The organism is Ruegeria sp. AP7 (genome assembly GCF_056539905.1).
Map to the genome: position 1 here is coordinate 342,656 of NZ_JBQFVT010000001.1, position 16,436 is coordinate 359,091.

At 56.7% G+C, this 16,436-nt stretch carries 15 protein-coding genes; 3 read left to right on the top strand and 12 right to left on the bottom strand.

Annotation, left to right across the window (positions count from 1 at the left end; translation table 11 throughout):
• Positions 1-84: 84 nt before the first annotated feature.
• The 8 genes from metG to ACR0KN_RS01715 all read right to left on the bottom strand — a co-directional run bounded on the left by metG (position 85) and on the right by ACR0KN_RS01715 (position 8,830).
• Entirely contained in the window at positions 85-1,803 is a 1,719-nt protein-coding gene (metG, locus tag ACR0KN_RS01680) for a methionine--tRNA ligase (RefSeq protein ID WP_480650907.1), read from the bottom strand.
• Positions 1,804-1,905: 102 nt separating this feature from the next.
• Positions 1,906-3,129: an MFS transporter gene (locus tag ACR0KN_RS01685; RefSeq protein WP_480650909.1), complete on the bottom strand. Its 1,224-nt coding sequence runs from the start codon at positions 3,127-3,129 to the stop codon at positions 1,906-1,908.
• Between the two features lie 80 nt (positions 3,130-3,209).
• Positions 3,210-3,806 carry a YceI family protein gene (locus ACR0KN_RS01690; protein ID WP_480650911.1) on the bottom strand — a complete coding sequence of 199 codons (597 nt, stop codon included), beginning with the start codon at positions 3,804-3,806 and terminating at the stop codon, positions 3,210-3,212.
• Positions 3,803-5,017 (bottom strand): MFS transporter, encoded by a 1,215-nt coding sequence (locus tag ACR0KN_RS01695; RefSeq protein WP_480650913.1) that lies wholly within the window; start codon positions 5,015-5,017, stop codon positions 3,803-3,805. The genes ACR0KN_RS01690 and ACR0KN_RS01695 overlap by 4 nt, the downstream gene beginning before the upstream one ends.
• A 43-nt stretch (positions 5,018-5,060) precedes the next feature.
• Positions 5,061-5,687, bottom strand: coding sequence for an ImuA family protein (locus ACR0KN_RS01700; protein ID WP_480650915.1), 627 nt, complete (start codon positions 5,685-5,687; stop codon positions 5,061-5,063).
• Between the two features lie 49 nt (positions 5,688-5,736).
• Positions 5,737-6,318 carry a retropepsin-like aspartic protease family protein gene (locus ACR0KN_RS01705; protein ID WP_480650917.1) on the bottom strand — a complete coding sequence of 194 codons (582 nt, stop codon included), beginning with the start codon at positions 6,316-6,318 and terminating at the stop codon, positions 5,737-5,739.
• A 41-nt stretch (positions 6,319-6,359) separates the two neighbouring features.
• Complete coding sequence (locus tag ACR0KN_RS01710; protein WP_170539242.1) at positions 6,360-6,980, bottom strand: MarC family protein; 621 nt, start codon at positions 6,978-6,980, stop codon at positions 6,360-6,362.
• On the bottom strand, positions 6,977-8,830 hold the full coding sequence (locus ACR0KN_RS01715; RefSeq protein WP_480650919.1) for an ABC-F family ATP-binding cassette domain-containing protein: 1,854 nt from the start codon (positions 8,828-8,830) through the stop codon (positions 6,977-6,979). The genes ACR0KN_RS01710 and ACR0KN_RS01715 overlap by 4 nt, the downstream gene beginning before the upstream one ends.
• A 105-nt stretch (positions 8,831-8,935) precedes the next feature.
• Between ACR0KN_RS01715 and ACR0KN_RS01720 the strand changes: the two genes are divergently transcribed.
• Both ACR0KN_RS01720 and ndk read left to right on the top strand, forming a co-directional pair.
• The gene (locus ACR0KN_RS01720) at positions 8,936-10,138 is read left to right on the top strand and encodes a multidrug effflux MFS transporter (protein ID WP_480650921.1); all 1,203 of its coding nucleotides are present in this window, start codon (positions 8,936-8,938) and stop codon (positions 10,136-10,138) included.
• A gap of 104 nt (positions 10,139-10,242) precedes the next feature.
• Positions 10,243-10,665 carry a nucleoside-diphosphate kinase gene (ndk, locus tag ACR0KN_RS01725; RefSeq protein WP_008757405.1) on the top strand — a complete coding sequence of 141 codons (423 nt, stop codon included), beginning with the start codon at positions 10,243-10,245 and terminating at the stop codon, positions 10,663-10,665.
• A 59-nt stretch (positions 10,666-10,724) separates the two neighbouring features.
• Here ndk and ACR0KN_RS01730 read toward each other — a convergent pair whose 3' ends face one another.
• Positions 10,725-11,072 (bottom strand): TfoX/Sxy family protein, encoded by a 348-nt coding sequence (locus ACR0KN_RS01730; RefSeq protein WP_170469648.1) that lies wholly within the window; start codon positions 11,070-11,072, stop codon positions 10,725-10,727.
• A 91-nt stretch (positions 11,073-11,163) separates the two neighbouring features.
• Between ACR0KN_RS01730 and ACR0KN_RS01735 the strand changes: the two genes are divergently transcribed.
• Positions 11,164-12,387, top strand: a complete 1,224-nt coding sequence (locus ACR0KN_RS01735; RefSeq protein WP_480650923.1) for a cytochrome P450 — start codon at positions 11,164-11,166, stop codon at positions 12,385-12,387.
• A 36-nt stretch (positions 12,388-12,423) separates the two neighbouring features.
• Here the strand turns inward: ACR0KN_RS01735 and ACR0KN_RS01740 are convergent, their stop codons facing one another.
• The 3 genes from ACR0KN_RS01740 to ACR0KN_RS01750 all read right to left on the bottom strand — a co-directional run bounded on the left by ACR0KN_RS01740 (position 12,424) and on the right by ACR0KN_RS01750 (position 16,068).
• Positions 12,424-13,794 (bottom strand): sensor histidine kinase, encoded by a 1,371-nt coding sequence (locus tag ACR0KN_RS01740; protein ID WP_480650925.1) that lies wholly within the window; start codon positions 13,792-13,794, stop codon positions 12,424-12,426.
• Complete coding sequence (locus ACR0KN_RS01745; RefSeq protein ID WP_010439589.1) at positions 13,787-14,467, bottom strand: response regulator transcription factor; 681 nt, start codon at positions 14,465-14,467, stop codon at positions 13,787-13,789. The genes ACR0KN_RS01740 and ACR0KN_RS01745 overlap by 8 nt, the downstream gene beginning before the upstream one ends.
• Before the next feature lie 164 nt (positions 14,468-14,631).
• The gene (locus ACR0KN_RS01750; protein WP_480650927.1) at positions 14,632-16,068 is read right to left on the bottom strand and encodes a Do family serine endopeptidase; all 1,437 of its coding nucleotides are present in this window, start codon (positions 16,066-16,068) and stop codon (positions 14,632-14,634) included.
• Between the last annotated feature and the right edge of the window lie 368 nt (positions 16,069-16,436).

The window sequence follows — 16,436 nt, forward strand, 5'->3', positions numbered from 1 at the left end:
TTAGGGCCAGTGGGTCCCCTGAATAAAACACGACAGAGGATTGCTCAGTCCTCTGCCGCTTCATTCACAGATGAGGATTTGTTGTTACTTACGCGTCCCGGCGAAGCGATTCTGCCAGTCTTCACGTTGCTCATCGGTCACCTTGGCGAACAGCACATCGGGAACCGTGAAGTCGTGGCCTGCGGGTAGGGCACGCAGTGCGGCGTCGACGTCATCAGGCCAGCTGGTGTCCAGCGTGTTCATCGCGCTAAGCATTTTTGCCGAAGTTTCAGGAATAAACGGCGCGCTCAGAACCGCATAGAGTCGGATCAAGTTCAGCCCCAGCCTGACTTGAACCGCAGCCAGCGCCGGGTCTTCCTTGAAAGTTGACCAGGGGGCCGCGGCCTGCAGGTATTCGTTGCCTGCGACCCAGATCGCCCGCAACTCCTGCGCAGATTTACGCACTTCCATTGCTTCCATGTGGCCTTCATAGGCGCGGATGCGTCGGGTCAGTTCTGCGATAAGCGTTTGCTCATGCTCACCATATTCACCATCACCCGGAACGGCTTCACCGAACTTGGAGCGGCAGAACTTGGTGATCCGGCTGACAAAGTTGCCCAGAACGTCAGCGAGGTCCTTGTTGACCGATTGCTGGAAGTTTTCCCAGGTGAACTCGCTGTCGCTGCTTTCCGGCGCATGGCTTAGCAGCCACCAGCGCCAGTAGTCGGCAGGCAGTAGCTCCAGCGCCTGATCCATGAACACGCCGCGCCCTTGTGAGGTTGAGAACTGGCCGCCGTCATAGTTCAGATAGTTGAAAGATTTCAGGTGATCGACCATCTTCCACGGCTCGCCTGATCCCAGAATGGTAGCCGGGAAGCTGAGCGTGTGGAACGGCACATTGTCTTTGCCCATGAACTGGACGTACCGCACGTCATCCGCGCCTTTGTCGGTGCGCCACCATCGCTCCCACTCGGCATCGGACTTACCGTTGGCATCTGCCCATTCCTTTGCGCAGGCGATGTATTCGATGGGCGCGTCGAACCAGACGTAGAAGACCTTGCCTTCCATTCCAGGCCAGTCCTGCTCGCCTTTCTTAACCGGAACACCCCAATCCAGATCGCGGGTGATCCCGCGGTCCTGCAGACCGTCGCCATCATGCAACCATTTCTTTGCAATCGAGGTGGTCAGGATCGGCCAGTCAGTATTGCTGTCAATCCACGCATCCAACTGATCCTTCATAGCGGATTGGCGCAGATACAGGTGCTTGGTCTCGCGCACCTCTAAATCCGTCGAACCGGAAATCGCTGAGCGGGGTTCGATCAGGTCGGTCGGGTCCAACTGCTTGGTGCAATTCTCGCACTGATCACCACGCGCGCGATCATAGCCGCAATTGGGGCATGTACCCTCGATATAACGGTCAGGTAGAAACCTGCCGTCGGCGTTTGAATAAACCTGCTTCTCGCTGACCTCGCGGATCAGCCCGGCCTCATCCAGTTTGCCTGCGAAGTGCTGGGTCAGGTTACGGTTCTGATCGCTGGATGAACGGCCAAAGTGGTCAAAACTCAGACCAAAGCGTTTGGCGATGTCTGCCTGCACCGCATACATATCGGCGCAGTATTCCGCGACGGGTTTGCCCGCTTTCGCCGCAGCCAGTTCCGCAGGGGTGCCGTGTTCGTCGGTTGCGCACAGGAACATGACCTCATTCCCCCGACCACGCAGATAGCGCGCGTAAAGATCGGCGGGCAACTGCGAGCCGATCAGATTGCCGAGGTGTTTGATCCCGTTGATATATGGGATCGCCGAGGTGATGAGAATCCGAGCCATTTTGCGTTTCCAGATAACTGTCTGCGCGCCCGTCTACAGTATGTCGGCGGTTAGCAAAAGGCCGGGTTTTGCGACTCTGTGTAATTCACACTGAAATCGCGCTTAGTGCTTCTCACGCGAACCTTTCAGCAATCTGCCAATCGTAAACGAAGTACGCGGTGCATAGACGTAATTTGTCCGTTCGTCGGGCGTTGGGCGAGAGCGCATGCGGGCAAGGCCGAACACGATCAGGAATGCATGACCCAGAGCCACGAAGGCAAATAGGGCGCCAGGGCCGAACTGCTGGATCAACGTGGATGAGATGTATGGTGAGGCAATCGCCCCCAGCGCGTACCAAAACATCAGCGCTGCGGCCAGTTCCACGCGTTGTTCGGTGGTGGCAAAGTCATTTGCATGGGCTGATGAAACCGAGAAGATCGGGAATGTGGTCAGGCCGAAAAAGCCCGCTGTCAGCATGACGCCGACTGTGCCGGTTCCGCTGGCCAACATTGTGATGCCGCAACTTAAGACCGCTGCTGCCGATAACCAGATCAACACCCAGCGTCGGTCATATTTGTCGGCCAGCCAGCCCAGCGGGTACTGCGCCAGTGCGCCGCCCAGAACGAATGAGGCCAGAAAGAACGCAATCTGATCGACAGCCAGCCCCACCTCCTGACCGTAAACCGGGCCGACCATTCGAAATGAGGCCGAGCTTAGGGCTGCGACGATGACCCCGGCCACTGCAAGCGGTGAGTTTTGCCACGCCAGCCGGGGCCGTAAGCGTGGTGCGTCCGGGGTTTTGGGTTGGCTCGCGCGTGTTAAGGTCAAAGGCAGTAGAGATGCGCAGCATAAAATGGCCAGAAGATTATATGAAACATAGGATGCCGGAGGCAGAACCGCGATGATCAACTGCGCGCAGAGCGAGGCGCCCAGATCCGCGATGCGATAGCTTCCCATCACACGTCCACGTGATTCATTTGTGACCTTTGCATTTAGCCACGCCTCAATCACCGTGTAGCACCCGGCAACGCAAGTGCCCGACGCGATCCGTAGGATGGCCCAGACATAGGGGTTCTCGATCAGCGTGTGTCCCAACAGCCCCATGGCACCCAAGGCGGTGCAAACGGCAAATGCGCGCGAGTGTCCGACGCTTCCCATCAGGCGTGGTGCCCACCAGCAGCCAATGAAAAAGCCGAGGAAATGCGAAGACCCCAACAGACCGATCTGTTCTGTCGAAAAGTTCAGTGTCAGGCCCGAGATCGCATCCAATGGCCCAACACCACCGGTCGACAGTTGCAATAGTATGACCGAAAGAAAAAGTGCAGCAAATGAAATGATAGTACGCATGATGGGGGCAGCTTGTCTTTGTTGTCACGAATTGCGCGTGTCTATTCGACACCTTAGCGTCGTTTTTTGGCGTTCCTTGGCTAATCCTGTCGAATGATTTCGGCTCGGATGTTTAAACCAATCATTGGCTGTACCAGATCAGGATAGCCTGAGGCACCAAATTCGTGCCGATTAAGTGCGCCCACCAACCTTATGAACAGGTTGTCCAGATCATCCACTGCGCTGCCCGGTCTTCGATAAAGATCAGCCTTCAGCGTTACGGGACGGGTTACATCACGCACTGTCAGATCACCCGTTACTGTCGCGCCTTCCGAGATGCGACCAGTGGGTCCAAGTTGAATTTTGGTCGTGACGAACCGAATGGTTGGATATCGGGCAGCGTTCAACACGCTGCTGCCTAGCATTGGACCGCGCGCAAAGGGCAATTTCGTACGAGCTCGGGCCACGTCCATCACAACATCGACCCTACTGTTTTGAAGGCGTCTCGTGTCGATTAGAATCTGCGCCGTCTGAACTGGCATCGTACCTGTTTGTGCTGTGCCAGACAGAGTGTAGGTAAATTCAACCGAGCTGCGCGCCGTTGCCAGAACGTATGGGGTGAGTGCTGCATGAGCGTCGTGCGCGAACGGTAGAGCCGCAAGGCCAGCGATGAGTGTGCGGCGCGTGAGGTCGGTCATGCCAATGCTGTGTCGCCGCGTGGCCTTGAGCGTTTCATGAGCATCAGCAGGATGGCGATGTTCATGCCATTCCAAACGATGCCGTTGATAAAGGCGAGTTGATAGTTGCCGGTTACATCGTAGATCCAGCCGGACATCCAGCCGCCCAGCGCCATGCCCAGAATGGTCATCATCATGACAAAACCCACACGCGCTCCGGCCTCTTGTGGCGGCATGTATTCGCGCACAACCAAAGCATAGCTTGGAACGATACCACCCTGCGCCAATCCAAACAGCATGCTGACAACGTACAGGGACACCATACCGTCGTAAGGCAGAAACAGGAACAGAGCGATGCACTGAAGGACCGAGCCGATCAAAAGGGTGGTAAGCCCTCCCAATTGGTCCGCGACCAGCCCTGAAATCACCCGGCTGACAACGCCCCCCAGCAGCATCAATGATAACATTTCAGCTCCGACCGCCGGACCGTAGCCAAGGCCGACGCAATAAGACACGATATGGACCTGCGGCATCGACATGGCCACGCAACATCCGATACCAGCCAGCCCGAGGATGTATTGCAGGGTGCGGGGTGAAAAGCCGACGCTTTGTGCTTTGATCTCTGCTGCGGCAGCTGCGGTGCTGTGCGCTTCGACCGGAACTTGGCGACGTAGGAGCAGGGACAGGGGTATGACAACGACCAATGTGATGAGGGCGAGGCTCAGGTAAACCTGTTGCCATCCTTCGCGCTGCAGAATGCCCGATAACAGCGTAGGCCAGATTGCACCTGACAGATAGTTGCCGCTGGCCACCAGCGCCACGGCAATCCCACGCCTGCGCATGAACCAATGCGAGATATCGGCGATCAGTGGCCCAAACCCGATCGATGTTCCAAGACCCAGCAACAGATGCGCGACTGAAAGGAGGGCAATGTTCGGTGCAAGCGTGGCCAGCAAATAGCTTAATGCGCTTAATAGGGCGGCCCCGATCAGAGCCTTTGTCACGCCCAGATTATCCACTAGCTTGCCAAGCCACATGTTGCCAAAGGCAAAACCGATCATGGTGAGCGTGTAGGGCATCGATGCGGCAGCTCTGCCTGCTCCAAAATCGGCCTCGATGGCGGGCATCACGACAACCACAGCCCACATACCCACATTGACCACCGTTGCGATCGCCAGAGTGATCAGCAGGCGAAGCCAGGAGTATCGGCTATCATGGATCGGATGTGTCATGCGGGCACGCTAGGGTGCAAGTTCTGCTTTGACCAGTCACAAGTTATGTGAACGTGGGTGCGTTTTCGGTTTTGATCTGTTGTAACTGCAGGCCGAAATGGGGGGGCGTCCGCGTCACGTGCCAACTGGCCGGGGGCAGGGCGCGGGCACGGCGGCGGGTCAGGCGCCAACTGCAGGCCTCGTCCCGATAAGTCGGCTCCATATGCCAGCGCGTCTCGATCCCCTGCGCGCCGCCATCGTCAGGTGTCAGCAACAGTCCCAGAGGGGCCTGACCCGATGTGCCACCCTGTTCGGCGGCCAGATGCAACCGCCGAACAGGGGTCAGACCCGGCGGGCCGGGCAGGTCGCCGATAACCACGGGCGCGGGGCCACTGCGCAAGGCTTCTTCCATGCACCACAATAGGTCTTCGGGTTTATCAGGGCGGATCAGCAGAAACCGGGACGGGTCGGCAAAAGGTAACATGCCTTCGGGATGCAGCTGGACGACCTCCCATGCCGGGGCAATCCACATTACCGGACCCTGAGTTTGCCCCGCCACCCACAGGGCAAAACTGCGCCGGGCAGGGCCGCAGGCCTCGTGCACACGGGCCAGTTGCAGGCTGATCTGTGGGTGCAGGGCCACCCCGGGCGGGGTGCGCGCGGGCTTGCGGCCAAGAAGATGGGTGGACATGCTTATCAAACTAGCATGTTCCCAATTTGTTCTCAATTGAGGATTGCCGTCAGCGCGACAAAATCAGGCGTCCGTCAGCAAACTGGATATTCGAGAACCGATGCAGATATTCCATCCCCAGCAGGGATTGATCCAGGTCGCCCTCATTGACCAAGGCCGGGATATTGCGATCCGTGATCGGGCCCAGAGACAGGCTGTCCAGCCGAATCGGAGCCGTACGCACGATGCCATTGGCCGTCGAAGCGCGGCCCAGATAGTTCAATTGATCCGTATCGATTCCAATTCGTTCGGCATCTTTCGGACTAATGACGATATTGCTGGCCCCGGTATCGACCAGAAAGGTCACGGCTTTGCCATTCACAAGCATCGGCAAATAGTAGTGTCCATCATACGAGCGGGGCACTTCGATCCTCTGATCGGTCACGGTCAGTTGTGGGGTAGGGCTGACGGTCGAGCGGATGTCATCCCACAGCCCGACTACGGCGATGACGCCGATAAAGATAAATACCCAAGCCGCGACCTGCTGCATGGTTTTGCCCAATGACTGGCGGTTCTGAGTGAAAAACCACATCAACAGGGCGGCTCCCAGCAGAACCAGATAGGTCAAGCGCCCAAAATCTTCGCCGTCCATTCAATCACCCGAATACAGTTGTCTGATGCCAATATGGTGCCTCAGGAGGCGAAACCAAAGGCTTTAAGGCCATCTAGAATGAACTGAACCGATAGTGCGGCCAGCAGCATACCCAGCAGCCGTGTCAGTACGTTCAACCCGGTTTTGCCCAAGATGCGAGCAATCAGACCTCCGGCCAGAAAGAACACAAAAACAACCAGCATGACGCCCAGCATGACGGCACAGGCGGCTGCGATCCCTTGAATGCCGGGGTTCTGTCCGGCCAACAGAATGATAGTTGCGATTGAGCCTGGTCCGGCGATCAGTGGAATGGCCAACGGGAACACCGACGGGTCAGGATGCTCTTCCTCTTCCGCACGGTTCTCGCGCCGCTTGTTGCGCCGCTCGAACAGCATGTCGAGCGCGGTCAGGAACAACAATGCGCCGCCGGCCACTTTAAACGCAGGCATCGAGATACCAATAAAGCCCAGAACCGCCTCACCAAACGCGGCAAAGGCGATCAGGATGAAAACGGCGGTCAAGCAACTGCGAATGGCAATCTTACGGCGCGTTGCGGCATCCATGTCCTGTGTCAAAGCAACAAAGACCGGCGTAGTGCCGAACGGGTCGATCACCACGAACATCGTGGTGAAAGCAGTTATGAAAAAGGCCATGTCGATCATGCTGCGCTCTCTGCCTGTTCCAAGCGTTCTGCGGCGGCAACCCAAAGGGCCTCAGCCTTTTGCATGGCCTCGACCACCTCGGCGAACTTGCGGTTCCAGGTTTCCAGATCGTTGATCCGGTCGTCTTCATAGAGCGCCGGATCCGCCAGCTTGGCCGATAGCTTGTCGTGCATATCCGTGAGTTTCTCGACCCGATCTTCACATTTGCGCAGATCTGCGCGCAGCGCCAATACCGTCTCGCGTGATGCACGTTTGGGTTTGGCGGTCTGTGGCTTCTCTTTGACCGATTTTTCGCGGGACAACAGAAGGGAGCGATAGGCCTCAAGATCGCCGTCGAAGGGCTTCACGGTGCCATCCGAGACCAGCCATAGCCGGTCAGCGACAAGCGACAGGAGGTGCATGTCATGGCTGACCAGAATAACCGCGCCGGAATAGGCGGTCAGCGCTTCGACCAACGCTTCGCGGCTTTCGATGTCCAGGTGGTTCGTCGGCTCGTCGAGGATCAGCATGTGCGGTGCGTCGATTGTAGCAATCAGCAGCGACAAACGCGCCTTTTGCCCACCTGACAGACGACCGACCAGCGTTTCCGCCTGATCCGAATTCAACCCGAACCCCGCCAGGCGCGAGCGCCACTTGCCGGGTGCCTCATTCGGGCGCAGGCGGCGCAGGTGATCCAAAGGCGTTTCGTCCACATGAAGCTCATCCACCTGATGCTGCGCGAAATAGCCGATGCGCAGCTTGGAACTGCGGGTCATTTTTCCCGCCATCAGGGGCAGTCGGTCGGACAGCAGTTTCGAAAGGGTCGACTTGCCTTGACCGTTCTTGCCCAGCAGAGCGATGCGATCATCCTGATCAATGCGCAAGTTCAAGCGGCGCAGAACCTCGGTCTCGCCATAGCCAGTCACACCGCCCTCAAGCTGGATGATCGGGGGCGACAGCTCTTCCGGCTCGGGGAAGGAAAAGGCGCGCAAAGCCGCCTCTTGTGGGGTTGAGACCAGCTGGATGCGCTCAATCATTTTGAGGCGAGATTGGGCCTGTACGGCCTTTGACGCTTTGTAACGGAAACGATCCACGAAACTTTGCAGATGTGCGATGCGTGCCTTGGCTTTGGCATTTTCGGATTCGGCTTGCGCCAGACGTTCGGCGCGGCGTTCGGCAAACTTGTCGTAGGGAACCGCGTAATAGGTCAGCTTGCGGTCTTCGAGATGCAGAATTGAGCCCACCGCACGATTTAGAAGCCCACGGTCGTGGCTGATGATGATGACCGTATGCGGGTATTTCGCCAGATAGCTTTCCAGCCACAGCGCACCTTCGAGGTCCAGATAGTTGGTCGGTTCGTCCAGCAGCAGCAGATCGGGCTGTGAAAACAGCACTGCCGCCAGCGCCACGCGCATCCGCCAGCCGCCCGAGAAATCAGAACAGGGCTTCAGCTGATCTTCATCGTCAAAGCCCAGTCCTTTGAGGATCGAGGCCGCGCGCGCTTCAGCCGACCAAGCGTCGATATCAGTCAGACGTGTTTGAATCTCGGCAATCCGATCCGGGTCGGTCGCGCTGTCAGCTTCGGCCATCAATGAACTTCGTTCGACATCCGCTGCCAGAACGGTGTTGATCAGCGAGACATCCGACGACGGCACCTCCTGCGCCACGCCGCCGATCCGCGCGCGTTTCGGTAACGAGATATTGCCTGATTCCAGCGACAGCTCACCACGGATCAACCGGAAGAGCGTCGTCTTTCCGGTACCATTGCGCCCGACAAGGCCGACCTTGTGGCCGTCGGGAATGGTCGCACTGGCCCCGTCGAACAGGGGACGGCCTTCAACGGCATAATTTATGTTCTCGATCCGTAGCATGACGCGCTCTTATCAGAGCATCAAAGACGCCGCCAGAGGTCACCATGTTCAAGCCAGAAGCAATGTGTTAGCGCTGTTCCGGTTCGTCTTCCAAACGGTTTCGATATGCGTGCGGCTCAATCACCTCCGACCCTGATAACGCTGATCTTTGCAACGGCACTCTCGGTTCTGACACTGAACATGTTCCTGCCGTCGCTTGCGCATATGAGCGAAGATTTTGGTGTGGATTATGGCCTGATGAACGTATCTGTGGCCGGGTATCTATGTGTCTCGGCGTTCTTGCAGTTGATCGTCGGGCCGCTGTCGGATCGTTTCGGGCGTCGGCCCGTCCTGCTGATCGCGATGACAATATTTGTTGTCGCATCAATCGGGTGCGTGCTGGCAGACTCGATCTGGGCATTCCTTACATTTCGGATGGTTCAGGCGGCGGTGGTGGCCGGGCCAGTTCTGTCGAGCGCTTCGATCCGCGACCGATACCCCCCAAATGAAGCAGCCAGTAAACTGGGCTATGTCGCGATGGCGATGGCGCTGGCGCCGATGCTTGGACCGATGCTGGGCGGTGCGCTGGACATGCTGTTCGGTTGGCGCGCCGGGTTCGTAATGTATTCGTTGCTTGGGGCAGGGGTACTACTGCTGTTGTGGGTCGACATGGGTGAAACCAATACCAATCGATCCTCAACCTTCGCCGCGCAACTGCGCGAATACCCACATCTGTTTCGCGCACGTAGGTTCTGGGGCTATGCCTTATGCGCTGCGTTCTCCATCGGTGGTTTTTTCAGTTTCATCACCGGCGCACCGCTAGTCGCTGCGGCCTGGTTCGATCTGAGCCCCGCAATGCTGGGCCTTGGGATCGGGATTATCACGGGCGGTTTTATGGTCGGCAATTTTGTCACCGGGCGCATCGCAAAGCGCACTCAACTCACTACAATGATCCTGTTCGGTCGGATCGTGGCGTCGGTTGGGCCGTTCTGCGGATTGCTGCTGTTCATCGGCAACATGGGCTCGGTCTGGGTGTTTTTCGGATCAGCTATTTGCGTGGGTTTCGGAAATGGTCTGACCAATGCAAATGCCTCGGCCGGGGTGATGTCGGTACGCCCGAAACTGGCAGGCAGTGCTGCCGGCCTGTCAGGCGCACTGATCGTGGCACTGGGTGCAGTCTTGACCATGATGACCGGGACTTTCGTGAGCCCTGAAAACGGGCCTTTTCTTGTATTGAGCATGATGTGCGGCAGCAGCTTTGTTGGATTGCTGGCAGTGCTCTATGTCCGACGGTTGGATCGTACCGACCCACTGCCTCAGGCGATCTGAACGATAAACGATCATAACGCTTTTCATGAGGCAAATACCATGCTAGGCGGCGCGCGATGGATTTCGGCGCGGGTCGCGCGCCCTAAAGTTAAGGAGAGGCCAACATGGCACTGGAACGCACATTCTCGATCATCAAGCCCGATGCAACCCGCCGCAATCTGACTGGCAAGATCAATGCCAAGTTCGAAGAAGCTGGCCTGCGCATCGTTGCGCAAAAGCGCATCCACATGACCAAAGCCCAAGCAGGCAAGTTCTACGACGTCCATGCTGAGCGTCCGTTCTATGACGAACTGTGCGAATTCATGTCGTCGGCACCGGTTGTTGTCCAGGTTCTGGAAGGCGAAGGAGCAATTGCGAAGAACCGTGAAGTTATGGGTGCGACCAACCCCGCTGACGCGGCCCCCGGCACCATCCGCGCCGAGTTCGCAGAGTCGGTTGGCGAAAACTCGGTCCACGGTTCGGACGCACCGGAAACTGCTGCGGTTGAGATCGCCTACTTCTTCTCGGGCATCGAACTGGTCGGCTAATCTTTCGTCAGATCAAAGTTTTTGGCCGTGCCCTTGTTGGGCGCGGCCTTTTTTGTTGCTTAGACAGGTTTGAGATCACTTGCCGATACACGCACGCCAACGGCATCCAGATCTGAAATCAACTGGCTTTCAGGCGCCCGACTGGTGCTGGCCTTGATCGCATCGAACCGTTCACGCAATGCCTTCTTTTCCTCACCTTTACAGTCATTCCATGGGCGTCCTTGCAAGCCCATGACTAAGACATAATAGCCGATGAAATGGGGGCGGGTTCCAGCCTGCAACAGGCGAGCATATGCCTCATCAGCACCAAGATCGCGCAACTCCTGAGCTGTCATAATTCCCGCCCGTGCGCAGGCCTGTTCGAACGCTGGGCCAAGATTGCGGATTGATGAAATCGGGTCAGACATGCCTTGTCTTATCCGGTCCGACGTGGCCTGTCATCTGACAAGGTTGTTTGCTGTAGTCTATTCCGCTACCCAAACGTCAGGGGAGCGAAGCATGAACGACATAAGGCTAAAGAATCTTGCGCAAAATCTAGACCTGACAAACCCGCCCGAGGGGTTTGTCGATGACCCATTTCCCTTTTACGATGCTTTGCTCGAATACGCACCGATACTGCGTCAACCAGATGGTTCCGTACTGTTGTCTCGTCATGCAGATCTGGATGCGATTTATCGCAACACGACGCTCTATTCTTCGGACAAAGAGGCTGCGTTTGGTCCTAAATTTGGAGTTGGTTCGCCGTTGTTCGAGCATCACACAACGTCGCTGGTGTTCTCTGACCCGCCGCTCCACACACGGGTGCGCAAAATCATGACCTCGGCCCTGACGCCGCGCGCAATTGCGCGGATGGAGCCGGGTTTGATCGAAACTGTTGATGTATTGCTCGACGACATGGAAGGCAAAGCACAGGTGGATCTGATTGAGGATTTTGCATCGACGATTCCGATCCAGATCATTGGTAATCTGCTGGACGTCCCTATGGATGAACGTGCACCGCTAAGGGATTGGTCTTTAGCTATTCTTGGTGCTTTGGAACCCGCTTTGACGGACACTCAGCTGGAAATAGGCCACAGCGCGGTACGTGAGTTTAAAGCCTACCTTCAGGACCTCGTTGCCCGTCGCCGTGCAAAACCGGGTGATCCTGAGATTGATGTTTTGACCCGCCTGATCCGAGGTGAGGGTGCAGATGAAAAATTAAGCGAAATTGAGCTGTTACAGAATTGCATCTTCATCCTGAACGCCGGCCATGAGACCACCACCAATCTGATCGGCAATGGGTTGGCATTGCTGAACGACCACCCGGAACAACGCAAACGCCTGCTGGATAATCCTGACCTGATCGCTTCGACAGTCGAGGAGGTCTTGCGCTTTCGGTCCCCCAATCAGTTTGGCAACAGGGAAACCACGGCTGAGGTTGAGATCGAGGGAAATCTGATCGTCAAAGGAACGAACCTGCACCTCTGTATCGGTGCGGCGAACCGCGATCCTGAGGTCTTTCCCGACCCGACGCGTTTTGACATCACGCGCAAACCGAACCGGCATCTGGCGTTCGCAGGCGGTCCGCATGTCTGCGTTGGCCTGACTCTTGCGCGGCTTGAAGGTCGCGTGGCGCTAGGGCGATTACTGAACCGGTTTCCGGATTACCAAGTTCAGGAACCTAGGGTGCGAGGTGGCCGCATTCGCTTTCATGGGTACGCCTCTCTCCCTGCGATTCTTTAGTTATTTCACAATGCCTTGCGGCTTGAATTTCAATTATCAAAACTTGCGTGAAAGCCACAGAGTCGTCTCCAGACCGGGCTTGCGGTTCCGGGCCTGAAAGCTGCCCCCGTGCATGTGCGAGATGGCCGCTACAAGTGCGAGACCTAGCCCCGCGTTGCGTTCAGTCCGTGCGGGATCAAGGGTGACGAAGGGCATCTGCAACCGTGACAGATCGTTTTCCGGAACACCGGGGCCACGATCACGGACGCTGAGCAATGCATAATCCTCATCTTCCCGGATTCCGATGGTGATCGCAGTACCGGGAGGCGCATAGCGCATCGCGTTTTCGAGCAGGTTTGACAATGCCTGAGAGAGAAGTGGGCGGTGACCCTGGATCGGTTCGGCATTACCAACAACTTCAAGTCGGATGTTCTGATCAGAAGCGACAGGTTCATACAGTTCAACCACATCACCGACCAGTTGCGGCAAATTCACCGGCTCGAACTGCTCGCGCCCCAAACCGGCTTCTGCCCGCGAGATCTCGGTCAATTGGCTGAGGACGCGCAACAGATGATCAATTTCCCCAGTCGCGCGGGCCAAGTCGATATCACGGTCCTGTTCGCTTTTCCCGGGTTCGGCAAGAGACTCGACGCGCTGACGAAGTCGCGACAGGGGTGAGCGCAGGTCATGGGCGATTGAGTTGGAAGTTGTGCGCAGGTTGCTGATCAGCTCTTCGATGCGATCAAGCATGTTGTTCAAAGTGCCTGCAACTTGGTCGAATTCGTCACCTGTTCCGCGCAAGGGCATGCGCAGCGCCAGATCGCCTGAAACGATATTGTCGGCGGTGTCGGCAATATCCTTTAGCCGCGAGAACACAAGCCGAGTTAGCAACCAACCGGTCAACAGGCTAAGCGCAAGCGCGGTCGCCAGTGCCAGAGCAACCGAGCGAAGAAGAACACGATCAAATTGCTGTCTTGCCAGCGCATCTCGCCCAACCAGCAATCTTTCACCACCCGGCAATCTGATGGAAGCAGCAGAAATCGGAACGTGTTGATCAGTATCCCCTTTGCGCAACTGCAGGTCGACCCACCCGCTGCCCGCTGTGATTCCTTCGGGCCAATGAGATAAATTTCCCGCTAGCTTTGTACCCTGCCGACCGGTTAACAGATACAACGCATCGCGCTCGGCCGCTGTTGGCAATCGCCTCTCGATCGCAGTGATCAAACCGATCATACCGTGCCGTTCATATTCATCCGCCAATCCGGTGAGCTCAGCCGACACGACCGAGCGCGTTTCGCCCGTAATCGTGCGGTTGGCAGTCACATAGACCATCGCAAGCACCGCCGCTGTTAGCAACGTGCTGAGCACCATACTGGCCAGAACCAGCCGCGTACGTGAATTTTTGAGCGACAGGCGCAGGTTATCCATCCGAAACCATGTAACCGGCCCCTCGGACCGTTTCAATAATCGGGTCGGCCCCGTCTTCATCGAGTTGGCGGCGAAGCTTCGAGATATGCACGTCGACTACATTGGTGTTCGGATCAAAGTGATAATCCCACACCCCTTCTAGCAACATGGTGCGCGAGACGACTCGGTTCTTGCGCCGCAGAAAGAACTCCAGAATCTGAAATTCGCGCGGGGTTAGCGTGATTTCCCGGCCACTGCGCGTCACTTTGCGGGTCAACAAATCCATCTCAAGATCGCGACAGGCGAGGGATGGAGTTTCTTCTGATTCTTGTGGACGGCGCAGCAGCGCCTCGATCCGAGCGTGGAGCTCCTGGAACGAAAATGGTTTGACCAAATAGTCGTCAGCACCAGCACGCAGGCCTTTGACGCGTTCGTCGACCGCGCTCATGGCGGTTAGCATCAGCACAGGTGTTTTTACCCCAGCCGCACGCATTGATTTGATCAGCGACAACCCGTCCAAGCCTGGCAACATTCGATCCAGCACGACTGCGTCAAATCCGCCATCGGTGGCGTGGTACAACCCTTCGCGGCCGTCTGATGCAACTTCGACAACGTACCCTTCTTCGCCAAACCCTTTGGCAATGAAGTCCCGTGTGTCTTGGTCATCTTCAACGATTAACAGGCGTCTACTCATAATCAGGGCTCCTTCACATCGGGATTTAAACACACATACTGTTTGAAAAAAACATGCCGGGTGCGATGCCGCACCCGGCTGCTCCGGCGACGCGTGGACAATCCGCGTCGACCAGAAATAAGCGCACCAGATTTCCCCATCATGTGGCGCGCTTAGGTGTGGGGTCAGACGATTTCGACCGCGACAAATATTTGGTTGCCGCCACGGTTGATAAGAACCAACGCTGGATCGGTCTTTTCGCTTTCCAGTGCTTCCTTCAGCGCATCTGGCGAAACCGTATCCAGATTGCCCAGCCGGACGATTACATCGCCGCGTTGCAAACCTGCTTTGGCCGCAGGGCTTTCGGGCTGGAGATCGGTGACAACAACGCCATCGACAGTTTCCGCGACACCAACTTCTGCACGGGCGCTTTCAGTCAGCGGAGCCACGATAACGCCAAGTTTGGTGCCTTCGAACTTGTCTTCCGCCACGCTGTCGGTGGCCGCTGATGCCGCCTGATGTTGGCCGATCGTCAGCTTGATCTGTTCTTCCTTGCCGTTGCGCAGAACTGTCAATGTGCTGTCGGTGCCAACCTTGGTGGTTCCAACCAGAACGGGAAGTTCATTACTGGATTCAACGGCATCGTCGTTGAAAGTCAGGATCACGTCGCCTTGCTGCAGCACGCCATCGGCGGGGCTGTCCGGGACAACATCGGATACCAGGGCGCCGGTAGCGACATCAATTCCCATTGCTGCCGCCAATTCGGGGCTCACATTCTGAATCGAAACACCCAACCAACCGCGGCTGACTTCACCGTCATCCAGCAAATCGGCAGTGATGTGGTCGACAATATTGGATGTGACCGCAAAACCCAGTCCTACCGAGCCTCCGCTTGGCGAATAGATTGCCGAGTTCACCCCGATTACTTCGCCTTCCATATTGAACAGCGGTCCACCCGAGTTACCCTTGTTGATGGCGGCATCAGTCTGGATGAATTCGGCGTACGGACCTTCCGAAATATTGCGGCCCTTCGCCGATACGATGCCAGTCGTAACAGTCGCGTTCAGACCGAACGGGTTGCCGATGGCCACCACGTCTTCGCCGACGCGGATGACATCGCTGTCACCCATTTCGACGGCCTGCAAGTCTTCACCGGCATCGATCTTGAGTACAGCAATATCCGTTAGCGGATCAGTGCCTATGACTTCAGCTTGGAACGTACGGTCATCGCTCAGGCGGACGGTCACTTCGGTTGCGTTGTCGACAACGTGGTGATTGGTCACGATGTAACCCGCCTCGTCCAGCACGAATCCAGAGCCCAAACCCTGGCTTGGACCGCGCTGTGGCATGTTGAACCCTTCCGGGCCTCCAAAGCGTTCAAAGAATTCACCAAAGGGGTGACCTTCGAAATTGAAGTCCTGCCCCTGCGCCTGTTTTGGCGTTGCGTCTTGTTTGGCGATGATTGTCACCACCGAGGGTGAAACCGTTTCGACCAGATCAGCCAGCGCCTCGTCTGCCATTGCGGGCAGAACGGTTGTGGCCAGCATTGCCGCGCCCAGTGCGCCAGCCCCCATCCAGCTGGATGTGCTTGGAAGAAGCAGTGAGGATTTCCGGATGCTCATTTTGACTCCTGTCTGTGTTTGGCGGTTGATCCCGCGCATTCAGACAGGAGATGCCCCAGCAACCTTGGGATATCCTGAGAGAAAAATTAAGAAACCTTAATTTCGCCACGTTTCGCCGCTTTAATGACTCTGTTCGAAAGGGCTTAACAGCGAGAATCAGCTTGGGAGAATCGGGGCGAATCGGTGGATTGTTGCCGACGAAGTCAATAATTTCGGAAAAGTATTGAATTGAATCATTTTTGTTAACAAAGAAACGGCGCGTGGACGGCCCGTCGAATTACTCCCCTTAAAGTTGTGTCGCGCAATCAATCTAATCTTTGAGTGCGTGTGTAGGTGTCTATGAAATAGGCGCAATGGGAGTATCGATG